The following is a 17,043-nucleotide window of genomic DNA, read 5'->3' on the forward strand; positions in this document are numbered from 1 at the left end:
CACCCGACCCGCCCCGGGCACGACGCCAGATTGCGGACCCCCTCGTCCTGGCCGCCGTAGACGGTGACGCCCTGGAACGGCGATCGGGCACTTCCTCCAGGAGCGCCGGGCCCCCGCCGACGGTCGCAGGCTCATCACCGTTGACGGCAAGATGGCTCTGTTCACGACGCAGAGCAGCGTTTCGACAGGAGTTCCGGAGGCACTGCTCGCGCCGGATGCTCACGAGAACGGGCGGCAGCTCGGTGATGTCCGACCCGACGCCGTCTTGCGGCCGTCCGGCGCGCTGGGCAAAAGCGCTGGCTACGGGCGTAGTCGGGAGCTGCTACCGCGCCGATGCCGAGTGCCGGCAGGTGCCTCCCGTTCTCGTGGACATCGATTAGCCCCGACAGCGGGTGCCTCCCGAAGCCATCGACATCTGCTGTCAGAACTCGTGAACAAAGCCAGCAAGACACTGCGCGGCTCCCGCACCCCGAATAAGCTGCCGCCGCCCTGATCGCCGCAATGACCCACGAAAGACACCTCCTGACCCAACGGCAGATCGAGGACAAGAGCAACGAGATCCCAGCCCTTCGCCCCGCTCCTGGACAACATCAACTCACCGGCGCGGTAATCACTGCCGACGCCCTCCACCCCCGAACACGACCACGCCACCTACCTGCACGAACGCGGGCCCACTACCTCGCCGTCGTCAAGCGGAACCACCCCGGACTCCACGAGCGAGTCCGCCGCCTTCCCTGACGCGACATCCGCCTGAACCACAACGAGCGCACCCGAGCCCACCACCGCGACGAAATCCGCCGGCTCAAGACCGCAGCCGGCCTTAGAGGTCCTCCCGTGAATGCAGATAATCTCCAGTGGCAGTTGAGCAACCTCGGCGGTGTCCCGCCGCGCATCGTGGACGAGATCCTCGAACGCGGCGGCCCGGAGGCATTGATGGACGCGGCACGGGAGCGTGGGGACTGGTTCTGCACCGCGGGTGCGGTACGGGGCCTGTCCGCCAGGGGGAGTCCGGGCGGGCCCGGACGGTGATCGAGCCGTTCGCGGCCACCGGCCGGCAGCCGGCAGTGCGTGCGGGCACCGACGTCCTGCTGCGCTGGGGCCGCGTCGGCCGGGCTCTGGAGCTGGCGCATCCCCGGGGGCCTCGTACGAACGCGGTCGACGCGTGGCAAGCCTATGCCCAGGCGCTGGTGCGGGCCGGGCGGGCGGACGAGGCGATCGGCGTGCTGGGGCCGTACCTGCGCCACAGACGGGTGCCCGGAGCCCTGGTGGAGATCACCGAAGGCCAGGAGTGCGACGAACACGTACTCGAGCTGCCGACCCCAGTCGCACACGAGTTCCGGCACGCCCCGAAGCACTGCCCCGACATGTGGGAGGTCCTCCCCGCACAGGCCCGGATCCTGGAACGGTCCGGGCACGCCAACGAGGCAATCCGGTGAAGATGTGGCTGTGTGGCCCTGGCCGGCCGGGTGGGCGCGCAGCCGTGCGTCAAGGCCTGGGAATGGGCGGCTCTCATTGAGGCGTAGCCGACAATTCCGATGCCCAGGGTGGGACAGGGAACTCGTCGGCAAATGAAAGGCCCGTCACCATCTCTGCTCCTGAGTCAGGACGTGTCGGGTCCGGTCCCCGGTCCAGGCCGCTTCGAGGATCGCGGTCAGGCTGGCGGTGTCGGTCGGGCCCGGATGGTTCTGGATCAAGCGGGTGACGCCACCGGCCATCTCCGCGAAGCGCGGGAGGTCGGCGCGTGCCACGCCGATGTCCGCCAAGGTGGCAGGGATGCCGATATCGGCGAGGAGCCCGTCGAGCCAGGTCAGGAATGTATCCGCGGCCTCGGCATCCGAGGCGTCGGTCACGTCGAGCCCGCACACCCCGGCGAGGACGGTCAACCGGTTGCCGATGGCATCCCTGGCCGCGTCCAGCGCGTAGGGCAGCAGCAGCCCCACGCCCAGGCCGTGCGGTGTGTGGGTGGCTGCGCCGATGGGGTACTGGAGGGCGTGCGGAGCCGCGTTGCCTGCGTGGGAGAATGCGAGCCCGGCCAGCATGGACCCATAGGACATGTCCGCGCGTGCGTCCCTGTCGCCTCCGTCCCTGACGACACGGGGCAAGCTGCGGGCGATCCGCTCCGCGGCCAGGAGCGCGTAGTGATCGGTGATCGGGTTGCGGCCGAGGAAGACCTGCTCCACCAGGTCGCGCGGTCCGTGGGCCCGGGGTCGCGCCGTGTAGCTCTCCACCGCGTGACAAAACGCGTCGATGCCGGAGTGGGACGTGACGGTCGCGGGGCAGGTGTAGGTGAGCTCGGGGTCGACGATGGCGAAGTCGGGCACGATATGGACGCTGGAAACCCCCACCTTCAGCTCGCGGTCCGGGTCGGTCAGCACCGAGACGGGCGTGAGCTCGGAGCCGGTGCCCGACGTCGTCGGGACCGCGACGAGAGGAATCGTCGGCCCCGGCACCTTCGACTCGCCGTAGAAGTCGCGCGGCGTTCCACCGTGGCGCCGGATGACGCCGACGATTTTGGCGAGGTCGATCACCGTGCCACCCCCGATGGCGAGGATGACGTCGGCGTCCACCTCTGCGGCGGCCGAAACGGCCAGGGCGACATCGGCGAGTGGCACGTCCGCAGTCGCGTCGGCGAACATCCCGACGGCTTCGGCCTTCTCCCGCACGGCGGCCACGATCTCGGCCACGCCCGGCTGCCCCAGCAGAACCCGGTCGGACACGATGAGGACTCGCGAGCCACACTCGGCCACCACTCGTGGGATGTTCTGCGCGACCCCTTCGCCCACCATCAGCTGGCGTGGTCCGCGGACGGTCTCAAGCATGCGGGTGCCTCTCTGGGACGGCGGCGGAGATGTGCTGGGCGGACGTCCGGGTCACCCACGAGACCGGGACGGCGTCGGCAAGGTTGGCTGCCGGGTGGCGCAAGCGCGCGCCGGGCTTGCGGATTCGGTCGTGCCCGGGCGCCCTCGAGTCCATCGCGATGAAGACGTCGCCCCTGGTGGGCGGGTCAGTCGGGTCGAGGGTCGGGCGGACATCGTCGCCAAGGGCGGTACGAGCCACGGTCGCGACGCGCACCTCGATCACGAGCCCGAGGGCGTAGCCTTGGGGACCGCCGAAAGGGCTGATCGCCCCATCCACCACCGCGGCCGCTCCTGCGCGCACACCGGCGGAGTCGACGGGTGCCGGCGGAGTCGTGCCGGCCATGGCCCGGATCCCGCCCCGCGGGTGAAGGCCGGTCAGGTCATGTGTGCACAGGGTTCGGTGATCCTCGGCGGGCACCCGGAGCAGCAGGCGGGTCACGGCAGGTCGATCGCCGCGTAGGTGACGTCGAGGTACTCGAGGATGCCCTCGTGCGACCCCTCCTTGCCGATCCCGGACTGCTTCACGCCTCCGAACGGAGCCGACGGGTCCGAGATCAGACCACGGTTGATGCCGACCATCCCCGTCTCCAGCCCCTCGGTGAACCGGAGCGCCCGCTGGAGGTCACGGGTGAAGACGTATCCGACCAGGCCGTGCTCGGTGTCGTTGGCCTTCGCCATGACCTCGTCGTCGGACGTGAACGAGATGATCGGCGCCACCGGGCCGAAGATCTCCGCCTCCAGCATCCGCGCGTCTTCGGGCACGTCGACGAGGACCGTGGGCGGGTAGAAGTGGCCCGGCCCGTCCGGATGCTCGCCGCCCGTCAGGACACGGGCGCCGCGATTGACCGCGTCGGTGACGAGTTCGTCGATCCTGTTGACCGAGGCCTCGTCGATCAGCGCCCCGACGTCCACGCCGTCGTCGAGACCACGGCCCATCGAGAGCGCGCCCATCCGCTCGGCGAAGCGGGCCGTGAATTCCTCGCGCACCGGCTCCTCGACGTAGATTCGGTTGGCCGCGATGCAGGACTCCCCGATGTTGCGCATCTTGGCCACCATGGCACCGTCGAGCGCGACGTCCAGGTCCGCGTCGGCGCACACGATCAAGGCCGCGTTGCCGCCCAGTTCCATGGAAGTGCGCAGTACGTTGTCCGCCGCCTGTCGCAGCAGTACGCGCCCGACCTCGGTCGACCCGGTGAACGAAAGCTTGCGGGTCCGGCGGTCGGACAGCAGTGCTGAGACCACCTCGCCGGAACGCTTGGTCGTCACGACGTTGACGACGCCCGGGGGAACGCCGGCCTCCTCCATGATGCGGGCCAGGAAGAGCATGGTGAGTGGCGTCTGGGCTGCCGGCTTGGTGATCGTCGTGCAGCCCGCCGCCAGCGCAGGAGCGATCTTGCGGGCGCCCATGGCCAACGGAAAGTTCCAGGGCGTCACGAAGACGCACGGTCCGACCGGCTTCGGCACGGTGAGGATGCGATATCCACCACCGGGAGCGGTGTTGTAGCGCCCCTCGACGCGCACCGCCTCCTCGGCGAACCACCGGAAGAACTCGGCGCCGTAGGCCACCTCTCCCCGAGCCTCGGCGAGCGGTTTGCCCATCTCGAGCGTGATCAGCCGGGCGACCTCCTCGGATCGCTCGGTCAGTGCCCGGTACGTCGCGGTCAGCAACTCCGACCGCTTTCGCGGCGGCGTCGCCGCCCACTCCGCCCTTGCCTCGCTCGCCGCGTGCAGAGCGGCGAGCCCGTCGACGACGCCGGCGTCCGCCACCTCGGCAATGGTCGTGCCGGTGGCCGGGTCCTCGACGGCAAAGGTGGCTCCGCCGGCGGCGTCACGCCAGGCGTCGCCGATCCGGAGCCGCCGGTGTTCAGGGGCCAGGACGTTCATCGGGTCACTCATTGCGTCGCCTCCTGTGACGTTCTCGGTGATGTCCGGCGTGACCTCAGCGATCGCGCCACGCCCGTTGACGAACGGGTCACACGGCGTCGTCGAACCGTGTCCGCCGGTGGCGGTCGGCTGGGGCTCGATTGCCACGTGCGGGCGTATGTTGGCGTCGCCGCCCTGCGCGGCTACCGCCCGGCCTCGGAGAGCGTCAGTCCGGTTTCCGCATCGAACAGGTGCGCACGGTCCAGGTCGACCGTGACATGCAGTTGCTCGCCCGGCGTACCCGTGACGGTGGGTCCTGCCTTGACCTTGAGGATCTCCGTCCCCACCCGGACGTCGACCACGGTTCGGTCACCGAGCGGTTCAAGGCCGTAGAGCTCGCCCGACAACGACGCGTCCCCACGCTGCTTGATGGACAGGTCCTCTGCCCGCAGGCCCAGCAGCAGCGGACGACCGTCCTCAGCCGTGGTCCAGCGGGGTCGCGGCAGCGTCCAGCCTTCCGCCCCGACCAGACGGTCCCCCTCGGCGTGGCAGGGGAGGAGGCTGATCGGCGGGCTCCCGACGAAGCCTGCGACCCACTGGTTTGCCGGTCGCTCGTACACCTCGGCCGGTGTTCCGACCTGTTGCACCTTCCCCTCCTTGAGGACCGCGACCTGGTCGGCCATGGACAGGGCCTCGACCTGGTCGTTGGTCACGTAGACGAAGGTTCCCCCGAGACTCCGCTGAATGCGGGTGAGCTCCGTACGCATCTCGACGCGGAGCTTGAGGTCGAGGTTCGTCAGCGGCTCGTCCATGAGAAACGCGCGCGGGCGCCGGACCAGCGCCCGGGCCAGGGCGACACGCTGCATCTCACCGCCCGACAGCTGCGCGGGACGACGCTGCAGCAGACGTTCGATGTGCAGCAGGCTCGACATCTGCTCCACGGCGGTGGCGATCTCGCTCGAGGAACAGCGGCGTGCCCGCAGCGACGAAGCGATGTTCTCGTACGCCGTGAGTCGCGGGTAGAGGGCGTAGCTCTGGAAGACCATGGCCAGGTCGCGTGCGGCCGGGGAGTCACCGGTCGCGTCCCTCCCGTCCAGATGCACCGACCCGGCGTCAAGCTTCTCCAGGCCGGCGATCGCTCGCAGGGTGGTCGTCTTGCCCGCCCCGGAGGGCCCGAGCACGACGAAGAACGAGCCGTCCGGCACGTCCAGCGTCACCCCGTCCAGGGCCTGGACTTTGCCGAAGGACTTGCACAGCCCGTGCACTGCCACGGTTCCCATCAGGCCACCAGCTCTTCCGTGCTCACGTCGTAGACCGGCGGGGGGCCGCCGGTGTGCCGCAGCCCGACCGGCGCGTCGGCGGCGAAACGGACAGTCGGTGGCATCCGAACCCGTAGGTCCTGCCGGCCGCCGTGGTCAACCACGTAGATGTTCTCGTCTCCCAGCCACTCCGCCGAGACCACGCGGGCCGGGGCCGAACGCTCGGCCCCCGGTTCTGTGACTTCCAGCGCCTCCGGCCGGACGCCTGCGATCAGGCGACGGTCGCGCGGCAGGCCGGGCGGTGGCGTGAGGACCAGTCCGCCCGGACTGCGCAGCTTCTCGTCGGCCACCTCCACCTCGATCAGGTTCATCGGCGGGGAGCCGATGAACGCGGCACAGAACAGACTCGCCGGACGGTCGTAGACCTCCAGCGGCGTGCCGATCTGCTCGACGCGGCCCTTGTTGAGGATGGCGATCCTGTGGCCGAGCGACATCGCCTCGACTTGGTCGTGGGTGACGTAGACCATCGTCGTCCCCAGTTCCCCCTGCAGGTGCTTGATCTCCGTGCGCATGTCCGCCCTCAGCTCCGCGTCCAGATTGGTGAGGGGTTCGTCCATGAGGAATGCGCGCGGTCGTCGCACCAGGGCGCGAGCAAGCGCGACGCGCTGCTGCTCCCCGCCGGACAGCCGGTGCGGTCGCCGGTCCAGGAGCGGACCGAGCCGCATCAGCCGGGCGGCCTCGTCGACCCGCTCGCGCACCTCCGCCTTGGGCAGGCCCTCGGCCCGCAGCGGGAACGCCAGATTGTCGCGCGTTCTCAGATGCGGGTAGAGAGCGTAGAACTGGAACACCATGGCGATGTCGCGCTCGGCGGGCGGCAGGTCGTTGACCAGCGTGTCGCCGATGCGGATGTCGCCCCCCGTCTGCCTCTCCAGGCCGGCTACGGCCCGCAGCGTGGTCGTCTTGCCGCAGCCCGAAGGGCCGAGCATCACGAACAGCTCGCCGTCGCCGATGGACAGGTCCACGTGCTCGACTGCGACCGTCCCGTCCGGGTAGCGCTTGTGCAGGGCGGTCACCTCGATGCCCGCCATCAGCGTCGCACCGCCCCGAGCGTCACACCGGCGACGAGGTGCTTGCGCACCAGGTAGGCGAAGACCAGCACCGGTAGGGCGAACACGAGGGAGGCGGCGGCCACGAGACCCCAGTCCACAGTGGTTCCACCGATGAGGCCGGCGATGGCGGGTGGGGCCGTCCGCACGCCGTCGCTGGAGGTGAGGAAGATGGCGAACACGAACTCGTTCCACGAGAAGATGAGTGCGAAGACCGCCGTCGCGGCGATGCCGGGCAGGAGCAGGGGAAGGGTGAACCGCCGGAACGCCTGCAGGCGGGTGTAGCCGTCGAGCATGGCGGCGTCCTCGTACTCCGCGGGCACCTCGTCGACGAACCCCTTCATCATCCAGATCGTGAACGGGACGTTGTACGCGGCGTAGATGAGGATCAGGCCGAGCTTGCTGTCGATGAGCCCGACGTCGCGGTACATGAGGAAGATCGGGATCACGACCACCACAGGCGGCATGAAGCGGGTGGACAGGATGAAGAACAGCTGGTCCTTCTTGGCCTTCACGGCGAAGCGTGAGTAGGCCCAGGCCGCCGGGACCCCCAGCACGGTGGCCAGCACCGTGGAGGCCCCGGCGACAAGGAGGGAGTTGAGGAACGCGACGGACAGATCCGAGCGACCGCCGCCGGGGGCGGCGAACACGTCCTTGAAATGGTCCAAGGTGACTGTGAAGTGGAAGAACTTGGCCGGGATGGCGTAGACGTCCCGGTTCTCCTTGATGGACGTCTCGATCATCCACAACACCGGAAAGAGCATCACGACGGCCAGCACGGTCAGCAGCGCGACCTCCAGCACGGAGCGCCCCCGGCCGCCGAAGCGACGCGCGGGGGGCGTGTGATCCCGGACAGAGCCCGTGGACACGGCCTCGTCGACGGAGACGGCCATCAGTCCTCCTTGAGCTTGTTCAAGTAGCGCAGGTAGAGCTGCGTCAGGACGATGACAACGAGGACCATGAGGATCCCGTACGCCGAGGCGGTTCCGGTGTTGAAGCCCAGGAACGCGACCTTGTAGACGTGGAACGACAACGTCTCGGTGGAGACCCCCGGACCTCCGCTGGTGAGGATGTAGACGAGGTCGAACAGCCGGAAGGCCTCGATGGCCCTGAACAGCACAGCGATGAGGAGCAGCGGCCACACCAGCGGAAGAGTGATGGTGCGGAACCGGAACCACTCGGACGCCCGGTCGATCGAGGCGGCCTCGTACAAATACTTGGGCACCGCGGTAAGGCCCGCAAGTGCGATGAGCATGATGAACGGCGTCCATTGCCAGGTGTCGACCACGATGAGGGAAATCAATGCCGTTCGCTGCTGGGTGAGCCACTCCACCTGCCCTAGGCCGAGCGAGTCGAGCATGCTGTTGATCACGCCGAACTGCGCGTCGAGCATGAATCGCCAGAACAGCCCGACCACGACCGGCGACAGCATCATCGGAACCAGGAAGAGAGTGGTCAGCAGTCCTCGCCCGTGCGTACGTCGTGAGATCAGGTAGGCGATGGAGAAGCCGAGCGCGGTCTGCAGGGTGACCGCGCCGACGACGTAGATCAACGTCGTCAGGGCCCTCGTGTGGACCTGCGCCGACGTCAGGATGGCGGTGTAGTTCTCGAACCAGACGAAATGGGCCGGCCCCCCGCGGGTGGCCGAGTAGTCGGTGAAGGACAGGTACAACGCCCACAGCAACGGGAACACCGACATGGCGAGCAACAGCAGCAGCGCGGGGGAAATGAAGGCCACGGCGAGCCTGCGGTCACTCGAGCGGCGGGACCGACCCGGTGCAGGCGGCATCGTGGACGCCGCCTGCTCGGGGTGGTCGGTCGTCAGAGGGGCGGAGTCACTCACAGTCCGCCGCCGCCCTTGCCGCTGCCGGAGTCGAGCACGCCCTGCTGTTCCTTGGCGATGTCGTCGAGGGCGTCCTCCGGCTCTTTCGCTCCGTTGAGCGCCGCGTTGACGTTGGTGTTCTCGATGTCGACGAGGCGCGCGTACTCGGGCACGTTCCACATGTCCCGCATCCGCGGCACCGAGTCGGCGTACACCTGGTTGAACGGCCCGGCATCGAGGAACTCGGGCGACGCCAGGGCGTCCGTACGCGACGGCACGCCGCCGGCCGCGGCCCACTTCTTCTGGATGTCAGCCCGCTCGAACCACTTGATGAAGTTCAGGGCCTCCGCCTGGTTCGCCTTGGAGGAGTAGGCCGACACGTGCATCCCCATGCCGCCGAGAGGCACCAGGTTCGTCTTCTGGCTCGGCAAGGTGGCAAAACCCAGCTTGTCGAGAATCTGCTCCCGCGTGGTGCCGAGTGTCGACTGCTTCGGGTCGAGCAGGCCGCCGCTCGCGGCGATCCAGTTGAACGCGATGCATGCCTTGCCCTGGGCGACCGTCGCGTTCACCTCGTCGATGAACCAGTTGCCGGAGCCCTTGGCGGTCAGCGGCTTCATCTTGTTGACCAGGACGTCCATCGCCTCTTGGCCAGCAGCGTCGTTGAGGACGCCCTCGATCTTGCGCTCCTTGGCGTTCCAGAGGTTGCCGCCGTAGACGCCGTTGACCGTGTTGTAGGTTACGGCCGCGGCGTCGGAGCCGTTGGCCTGGTGGAAGGCCAGTCCGCTGACGCCGGGGTGGTCTGCCTGGCACTTCTCGGCGACTGAGATCATCTGGTCCCACGTCTGCGGTGGCTTGTCGCCGATCAGGTCCTTGCGGTAGATCATCGTCCAGGTGTCGCCGAGCAGCGGCAGTCCGTACATGCTGGCGTTTTCGTCGCGCTTGCCGGTCTCCGCCTGCGGGAACTGGCCGTAGGCCGCCAGGAGGTACGGGTTGTAGGCCTTGACGTCGATGTTCTTCTTGACGAAATCGGTGATGTCGAGGATGTTGCCGTTCGTCACGGCCTCGCCGATGTGCTGCGAGTCCAGGATCGGGATGTCGAAGTCGGTCTTGTGCGCTGCGAACTGGGTGAACATCGCGTCGTGCCAGTTCGCGTTCGGTACGGTGTTGACCTTGATGGTCACGTTCGGCCGCTCCTTGGCGTACTCCGCGTTCGCGAAGTCTTCCAGCGCGTGAGCGGGGGGCCAGTCGAACCAGATGAAGCTGAGGGTCAGCGGGTCCTTGGTGAGCTCGGGGATGGTCGCCGGCGCCTTGGGGGCGCTCGAATCCGCGCCGTCGTCCTGCCCGCAAGCCGCCATGGTCGTGGCCACCAGCATGGCCGCCGTCGCCAGCTGCGCCGTTCGACGGGGAACGGACAGTCGTCTGATCCGCTTCGGATACCGCATCTTCGTGCCTGCTTTCCGGGAGGCGAGCTCTGGAGCCTTACTACGTGCTTCGCCGAGCAGTTGCTGGGGGGCGTTCAGGCGTGTTGCCGGCTGTCGCAGGGGCTGACCCGCAGACGGGCGTCACGTCGCGCATGCTCATAGGAGCTCCGGCTGATCGAAGCGGAGCGATGGCGGGCGGTTCCGCGATGGGTGAAGGATGACTGGCATCCGTCATCTTTCCTATACGATCCAAGTAGGGGCATCAACATCCCGCAGCGTGCGACCGATGTCAACAGGTTCCCGAAGACGTACGAAAGGACCTCACGTCAAGATGGACGACGAAGCGATGATCGCGCGGCGCCAGGAGGCCATGACGGGCGCAACGCCGCCGGGAAGATCTCGCGGCCGGCTTGCCGACGAGGTGTACGACACACTGCTCGGACAGCTGATGTCGCTACGGATCGAGCCTGGCTCCCGCGTCACGATCGACATCCTGGCGCGAGAGCTGGGGGTCTCGCAGACGCCGATCCGAGACGCTCTGAACCGCATGGAGGCCGAGGGTCTGGTCGTGCGTGTGCCCCATGCCGGCTATCACATTCCGCCCCAGATCACCCGGCAGCGATTCGAGGACATGCTCGAACTCCGCCTGCTCCTCGAGCCGGCAGCGGCGCGCAGGTCCGCCGAACGCGCGTCCTTGAAGCAGGTGGCCGATCTGCGAGGAGTGCTGGAGGAGATGGCGGAGCTCGAGGGGGGCGACGGGCTCATGGCCTATGGCGCCTTCGGGCTACGCGACGCCGCTTTTCACGATCTCGTCGCCCTGGGCGCGGAGAACCAGGTCATCCGCGAAGCGCTCGCTCGCCTGCACACGCACGTGCACCTGTTCCGGCTTCTCCACGACACCCAGGTCACTCACTTGGCCATGGCCGAGCACGAAGAAGTTCTGGCCGCGATCGCCGCGCGTGACCCCGACGCCGCAGCGTACGCCATGCGTCGGCACATCCTGCTGTCCGGCGAGCGGTTCCGACGGTTGTTCGACGAAGTCAAGGGCTCGGACGGAATGGTGTAGAGGCTTGACGGGCGGGCTGGGCCGGGGAATGCTAACGCAATCGGATCCGATCGGATCGGATCGGGTTGGATCGGATCTGCCTCACCCGCCCCAGATGCGAGGAGAAGTAGGTGTCCAGAGCGCTGCTTCTGACCGGCGACGCCGCCGAGGAGCTCGACACCATGTATCCCTACTATCGCGTACAGGAGGGCGGCTGGGACGTTGACGTGTCGTCACGGACGATGCGTGACGTTCAGCTGGTCATCCACGAGTTCGACCCCGACTCCGACGCCTACGTGGAGAAGAACGGCCGAAAGCTGCCCGTCGACGTGCCCTGGGCCGAAGTCGACGTCGAACGCTACGACGCCCTCATCATTCCCGGGGGACGCGCCCCCGAGTGGATCCGGACCGACGCCGACGTCAGGCGCATCACCGAACACTTCTTCGCGCACAGCCTCCCGATCGCGCTGGTATGCCACGGCGCACAGGTACCGGCCGTATACGGACTGCTCAAGGGCCGAAAAACGGCGTGCTTTCCCCCCATCACCGGAGACATGGAAAACGCCGGCGCGACAGTCGTCGACGCTCCCGACGTCGTGGACGGCAACCTCGTCTCCTGCCGCGGATGGCCCGACATGCCACAGTTCGGCAGGGCGATGATGGAAGTCTTCTCCAAGTCCATCGACTCCACACCGGCATGAGCACACCCGGAACGGCACGGGGCCCGCAGCGCTGATGCTGCAGGCGGCCCGGACAGCGCCGTGGGCCGGGTCGGGCCCGTGGCCAAGGAGGCCGTGGAGGCGATGCGGCGGACTGGAGCGGTCCTCGCCGGCATCGCGGTGGCCGTCCCCGGACTCGCCGACGTGACACGTGGCGTCGTGACACCCGCGCCGAACCTCTATTGGCGCGACCTGCCCTGACCGAGCTGCTGAGCTGCTGAGCTGCTGAGCTCAATGCTCGGCCCGCCGAGCGTGCCGGTGCGGGTGGGCAACGACGCGGATCTCGCCGCCCTGGCCGAATTAGACAGCTTCTGGGCGGGGCGGACGGATTCGCCGGCGAGGTCGGACATCTGCGAGTCGATCCGAACGGCGACCAGCGCGGCTGTGGCCGCATCGGCTGCGGGAAGACCGGTCGGCCTGGCCGCGCTCGTACGTGCGGCCAGGCCCGAGCAGGCGCACGGATTGCCGGCATGCCGGTTCCCGACCCCGGCGAACGGGTGGCCGACATCGTCAGAGGCCAGACCTCTGACGACCGGCGTATGACGAGGGCGGTGGCACAGTCCGGCGAGTGGCTCGGGCTCGGTGGCTCGATCCTGGCCACGCTGTTCAACCCGCGAGTGATCCTCACCGGAGGCTATTTCGCCTCGCCGGCCCAGTGGCTGCTGCCACACGCACAAGATCAGCTGCAACGGCTCGTGGTGGCAGCTCCAGCCGCCCAGTGCCGATTCGTCGCCTCCACGCTCGGCTTCGGCGCCGCCTCCCGCGGCGCGGCGAGCACGGGCATCAACCACAACATCGACGACCCGACCGCGATCACGGATTTGCCCCGGCCGGCACCTTACCGACGGCCCCACAGACCTGGAGACGGCACCCTCCAGCAACCGCAATATCCGCTACCACCGAGTGGCAACAGGCGCGGCGGCGCGCCTTGGTTGATATCGCTCCAGTCAGGAAGGGTTTTTCATGTCACCACGTCATCGAACGTGGGCCAGGCTGCCCGAAGCAGCCCTGCCAGATAACGGACGACGCCCGAGACGTCGCACCGCAACCGCGATGGCCTTGGCCCTCATCGCCCCTTTCATCACGCTCCTCGCGACGCCGGTGAGCGTCGAAGCCGCCACGGCGGCTGAGCCCGCGCCTGCCGCCAAGGCCGCACCACCAGACGCCGGCTTCAAGGTGCTCGTGGTACGCAGCACCCAGGACACGGTGTCGTCGGCCGGTCTGGCCGCGATCCGGGACGCGGCCAGAACCGGTGATTTCACGGTCGTGGCGCCCGGACCCGCTGACGTGGGCGACCAGTTCACGGAGAAGAAGCTGGAGCAGTACCGCGCGGTCGTGTTCTTGGACACGGGTCACGCGAGTCCGCTCACGGACGGGCAACGCGCGAACTTCGAGAGCTACTTCCGCGACGGCGGCGGCTTCGTCGGCGTCGGCTCGGCGGTCGAGACCGACGAGTCCTGGTCGTTCCTGACTGACATCCTGGGGACGCGTGCGACCGGCAGGACCGACGTGCAATCGGGTGACGTGAAGGTCGCCGACCGCGTCCACGACGCGACCAAGAATCTGCCGCAGTTCTGGTCGCGGACGGACAACTGGTACAACTTCACGAAGAACGTCCGCGGTGTGTCGCACGTCCTCGACACCGTCGTCGAGGACCCGTTCGGGCCGCAGCCGCAGGGCGCCGACCTCGACGGGATTGCCGGGGGCACGATGGGCGCCGATCACCCGGTCTCGTGGTGCAAGGACTTCAAGGGCGGCCGCTCGTTCTACACCGGCCTGGGCAACACGGCCGCGAGCTTCGACGCCGACCTCACCAAGCACCTCAAGGGGGCGATCGGCTGGGCCGCGGGCCAGGCCGACCCGGTCTACAGCGATTGCGGCGCGACCGTGCTGACCAACTACGAGCAGACGAAGATCGGCTCGCCGCCGAACCTGCAGGAGCCGATCGGCTTCGACCAGCTGCCGGACGGCCGCGTTCTGCAGTCGGACCGCCTCGGCTCGCTGCGCATGCACGACTCGGCCACGGGCGTCACCACGGTCGTCGCCGACTTCGCCGATCCGAGCCTGCCGATGACGCAGCAGATCTACACCGCGGGCGAGGACGGGCTCTACGGCCCGGCGGTCGACGCCAACTTCGCGACCAACAAGTGGGTGTACCTCTACTACTCGGCGAAGGAGGTCACCGATGTCAAGCTGAGCGACGGATCGGTCGTCACCCAGATCACGCCGAACACCACCCCGCCGAACGTGGCGGCGTCCAAGACCGCGTGGGATCCGTACGTGGGTTATTTCCAGCTCAGCCGCTTCAAGTTCGTCGACACCACCGACAGCACGCCGGCGCACCTCGACATGGGCTCCGAGCAGCAGATCATGCGCGTGCCGGTCAACCGCCAGGAGTGCTGCCACGTCGGGGGCGACATCGACTTCGACAAGCACGGCAACCTCTGGATGGTCACCGGCGATGACACGCCCGCGGGCGGCATCAACGGCGGCGGCTACGGGCCGTACAACTCACAGAAGACCGACGAGCAGCAGACCGTACGCGTCACCAACGCGACGGGCGGCACGTTCACGCTGACCTTCGAGGGCCGGACGACGGAGCCGATCGCGTGGAACGCGGATCGCAATGCGATCGACGCGGCGCTCGAGGAACTCTCGAACATCGAGGCGGATGAGATCCAGACCAGCGGCGGCCCGGTCAACACGTCGAACGTCAACGTGTTCTTCCGCCGCGGCAAGCAGCAGTCCGATCAGCCGCAGATCACCGCCGACGGTGCCGGCCTGACCGGCACTGCCACGCCGGCGATCGCCACCAACACGGCGCAGGCGGGCGGCTGGTATCAGCGGCTCACCGGTGACTCGCGCCGCAGCGCGCTGAACACCAACGACCTGCGCGGCAAGGTGCTGCGGATCAAGGTCAAGGACGGCAACATCTCCGCCGCCGACGCCAACAAGGTCGACTTCGGCTCCGGCACGGGCGCCTACTCGATCCCGTCGGGCAACCTGTTCCCGCTGGTCGCGGGCACTCCACAGGACAAGACGCGGCCGGAGGTCTACGCGATGGGTTTCCGCAACCCGTTCCGGATCCAGGTCGACGAGAACGACGTGGCCTACATCGGCGACTACTCGCCCGACGCCCAGACACCGCAGCGCTCGCACGGCCCGGCAGGCACCGGCCGCTTCGAGATCGTGCGCAAGCCGTCCAACTACGGCTGGCCGACGTGCTACAAGCGCGACCTCGCGCACTACGAGTGGAACTTCCACGAGTTCGCGCCCGGCACCACCACCGCGGGCACGCCGCTGAACAACCCGCCTCAGAAGTTCGACTGTGACGGGCCGACGCAGCGCAACGACTCGCTGTGGAACATCGAGGGCGGTCCGACGGTCGAGCCGGGCCTGAGGGACGTCCCGCCGGTCACCGACCCGGACATCTGGTACTCCTACCGCGACAACAATACGAACGCGCCGCTCGGCACCCCGTGCGAGGCCTACTACGCGCCGACCCCGGGCCCGGTCGCGCCCGGCTCGACGACCGAATGCCCGCGGCTGTTCCCCGAACTCTTCACCGGCGGCGTCGGGCCGCACGGGGTCACGAAGTACCACTACGACGCGGAGAACCCGAACACCAACAAGTTCCCGCCGTACTACGACGACTCGGTGATCGTCAGCGAGTGGACGCAGGACACGCTGCGCGAGGTCAAGCTCGACAAACAGAACAACCACGTCCAGAAGATCAACAACTTCCTGGATTGCGGCAGCCGGGCGAACGCCGGGGCAGGCAGGTTCCGGTTCGAGTGCGACAACCCGATGGACTTGCAGTTCGGTTCTGACGGCGCGTTCTACCTGCTGACCTACGGCAACGGGTTCAACGTCATCAGCCCCGACGCGGGCATGTACAAGTGGGAGTACGTCAAGGGCAAGCGCGCGCCGAAGGCCGTGCTCACCACGGACCGCACCGACGGCTCGACGCCGCTGACCGTGAACTTCTCCAGCGCCGGCTCGCTGGACGAGGATCCCGGCGACTCGATCCGCTACGAGTGGAACTTCGGCGACGGCTCGGCGATCGAGACCGACCCGAACCCGGCACACACCTACACGCAGTCCGGCCGCTACACGGCCGTGCTGACCGTGCTCGACTCGTCCGGCGAGCAGACCTCGACCAGCACCGTGATCACCGTGGGCAACACAAGCCCGACGGTGGTCGTCGATACGCCGGTGGAGGGCGGGACGTTCGCGTTCGGCGACGACATCCCGTTCTCGGTAACGGTCACCGACCCCGAGGACGGGACAGTGAATTGCTCCGAGGTGCAGGTGACGTTCGTGCTCGGCCACGACGCGCACGGCCACGCCGAGGAGTCCGTCAACGGCTGCTCGGGCGTGCTCCACACGGAGGCCGACGACGCCTCACACGGCGGCACCGTCTCCGGCGTAATCCAGGCGCGCTACGCCGACCACGGCGGTCCGGGCGGCGTCCCACAGCTGACCACGACCGGCCAGCACCAGATCCGCCAGAAGCACCAGGAGGTGGAGTTCGTCGTCAACCAGTCCGGCACCAACACGGCGACCAACACCGACGGAGGCACCGGCGTGCACCGCGGCAGCCTTGGCTCGGGCGACTGGCTCCAACTCAACGGCCCATTCAACCTGACCGACATCGATTCGATCACGTTCCGCGCGGCGGACGCGGCGAACGGCCGCACGCCCGGGTCGCCGCTGGCGGCAATCGAGGTCCGTCAGGACTCGGTCACCGGGCCGATCCTGGCGACGGACAACCTCGTGTCCACCGGCGGGTCGGGAACCTGGACGAGCCAGACGTTCCCCGTCTCGATGTCCGGGACGCATGAGCTGTTCCTGGTGTTCCGCTCTGTCACGGGTGGCGCCACGGGCGGCAACCTATTCAACCTCAACTGGGCCGAGTTCGTCGGCACGGGCATCGGCACCTAGCGAACC

The 17,043-nt window shown here is 68.2% G+C and carries 15 protein-coding genes; 7 read left to right on the forward strand and 8 right to left on the reverse strand.

The window, feature by feature from the left end; translation table 11 throughout:
• The first annotated feature begins 834 nt into the window (after positions 1-834).
• Together SRB5_RS00005 and SRB5_RS00010 are read left to right on the forward strand one after the other, a co-directional pair.
• A complete protein-coding gene (locus SRB5_RS00005) occupies positions 835-1,029 on the forward strand; it encodes a hypothetical protein (protein ID WP_153449303.1) in 195 nt (64 codons plus the stop codon).
• The gene (locus tag SRB5_RS00010; RefSeq protein ID WP_153449304.1) at positions 1,026-1,436 is read left to right on the forward strand and encodes a hypothetical protein; all 411 of its coding nucleotides are present in this window, start codon (positions 1,026-1,028) and stop codon (positions 1,434-1,436) included. The genes SRB5_RS00005 and SRB5_RS00010 overlap by 4 nt, the downstream gene beginning before the upstream one ends.
• 144 nt (positions 1,437-1,580) lie before the next feature.
• Here SRB5_RS00010 and SRB5_RS00015 read toward each other — a convergent pair whose 3' ends face one another.
• The 8 genes from SRB5_RS00015 to SRB5_RS00050 all read right to left on the reverse strand — a co-directional run bounded on the left by SRB5_RS00015 (position 1,581) and on the right by SRB5_RS00050 (position 10,350).
• Positions 1,581-2,819, reverse strand: a complete 1,239-nt coding sequence (locus SRB5_RS00015) for an iron-containing alcohol dehydrogenase (protein ID WP_153449305.1) — start codon at positions 2,817-2,819, stop codon at positions 1,581-1,583.
• A complete protein-coding gene (locus SRB5_RS00020) occupies positions 2,812-3,297 on the reverse strand; it encodes a hypothetical protein (protein ID WP_153449306.1) in 486 nt (161 codons plus the stop codon). The genes SRB5_RS00015 and SRB5_RS00020 overlap by 8 nt, the downstream gene beginning before the upstream one ends.
• Positions 3,294-4,754 (reverse strand): NAD-dependent succinate-semialdehyde dehydrogenase, encoded by a 1,461-nt coding sequence (locus SRB5_RS00025; RefSeq protein ID WP_153449307.1) that lies wholly within the window; start codon positions 4,752-4,754, stop codon positions 3,294-3,296. The genes SRB5_RS00020 and SRB5_RS00025 overlap by 4 nt, the downstream gene beginning before the upstream one ends.
• A 170-nt stretch (positions 4,755-4,924) precedes the next feature.
• Entirely contained in the window at positions 4,925-6,001 is a 1,077-nt protein-coding gene (locus SRB5_RS00030; RefSeq protein WP_153449308.1) for an ABC transporter ATP-binding protein, read from the reverse strand.
• Positions 6,001-7,068, reverse strand: coding sequence for an ABC transporter ATP-binding protein (locus SRB5_RS00035; protein WP_153449309.1), 1,068 nt, complete (start codon positions 7,066-7,068; stop codon positions 6,001-6,003). The genes SRB5_RS00030 and SRB5_RS00035 overlap by 1 nt, the downstream gene beginning before the upstream one ends.
• Positions 7,068-7,979 (reverse strand): carbohydrate ABC transporter permease, encoded by a 912-nt coding sequence (locus SRB5_RS00040; protein ID WP_153449310.1) that lies wholly within the window; start codon positions 7,977-7,979, stop codon positions 7,068-7,070. Before SRB5_RS00040 ends, SRB5_RS00035 begins: the two co-directional genes overlap by 1 nt.
• Positions 7,979-8,929 carry a carbohydrate ABC transporter permease gene (locus tag SRB5_RS00045; RefSeq protein ID WP_323376652.1) on the reverse strand — a complete coding sequence of 317 codons (951 nt, stop codon included), beginning with the start codon at positions 8,927-8,929 and terminating at the stop codon, positions 7,979-7,981. Before SRB5_RS00045 ends, SRB5_RS00040 begins: the two co-directional genes overlap by 1 nt.
• A complete protein-coding gene (locus SRB5_RS00050; protein WP_153449311.1) occupies positions 8,926-10,350 on the reverse strand; it encodes a sugar ABC transporter substrate-binding protein in 1,425 nt (474 codons plus the stop codon). The genes SRB5_RS00045 and SRB5_RS00050 overlap by 4 nt, the downstream gene beginning before the upstream one ends.
• 310 nt (positions 10,351-10,660) lie before the next feature.
• On the opposite strand from SRB5_RS00050, the gene SRB5_RS00055 reads away from it, so the two are divergent.
• From SRB5_RS00055 to SRB5_RS00075, 5 genes are all read left to right on the forward strand, one after another.
• Positions 10,661-11,395, forward strand: coding sequence for a GntR family transcriptional regulator (locus SRB5_RS00055; protein WP_153449312.1), 735 nt, complete (start codon positions 10,661-10,663; stop codon positions 11,393-11,395).
• Between the two features lie 110 nt (positions 11,396-11,505).
• A complete protein-coding gene (locus SRB5_RS00060) occupies positions 11,506-12,075 on the forward strand; it encodes a DJ-1/PfpI family protein (protein ID WP_323376654.1) in 570 nt (189 codons plus the stop codon).
• Positions 12,076-12,153: 78 nt separating this feature from the next.
• A complete protein-coding gene (locus tag SRB5_RS00065) occupies positions 12,154-12,294 on the forward strand; it encodes a hypothetical protein (RefSeq protein WP_153449313.1) in 141 nt (46 codons plus the stop codon).
• A 110-nt stretch (positions 12,295-12,404) separates the two neighbouring features.
• Entirely contained in the window at positions 12,405-13,112 is a 708-nt protein-coding gene (locus SRB5_RS00070) for an ROK family protein (RefSeq protein WP_153449314.1), read from the forward strand.
• A gap of 34 nt (positions 13,113-13,146) precedes the next feature.
• Positions 13,147-17,037, forward strand: coding sequence for a ThuA domain-containing protein (locus SRB5_RS00075; RefSeq protein WP_194292782.1), 3,891 nt, complete (start codon positions 13,147-13,149; stop codon positions 17,035-17,037).
• The last annotated feature ends 6 nt before the right edge of the window (positions 17,038-17,043 follow it).

The organism is Streptomyces smaragdinus (assembly GCF_009604385.1).
Taxonomy (GTDB): Bacteria; Actinomycetota; Actinomycetes; order Streptomycetales; family Streptomycetaceae; genus Streptomyces; species Streptomyces smaragdinus.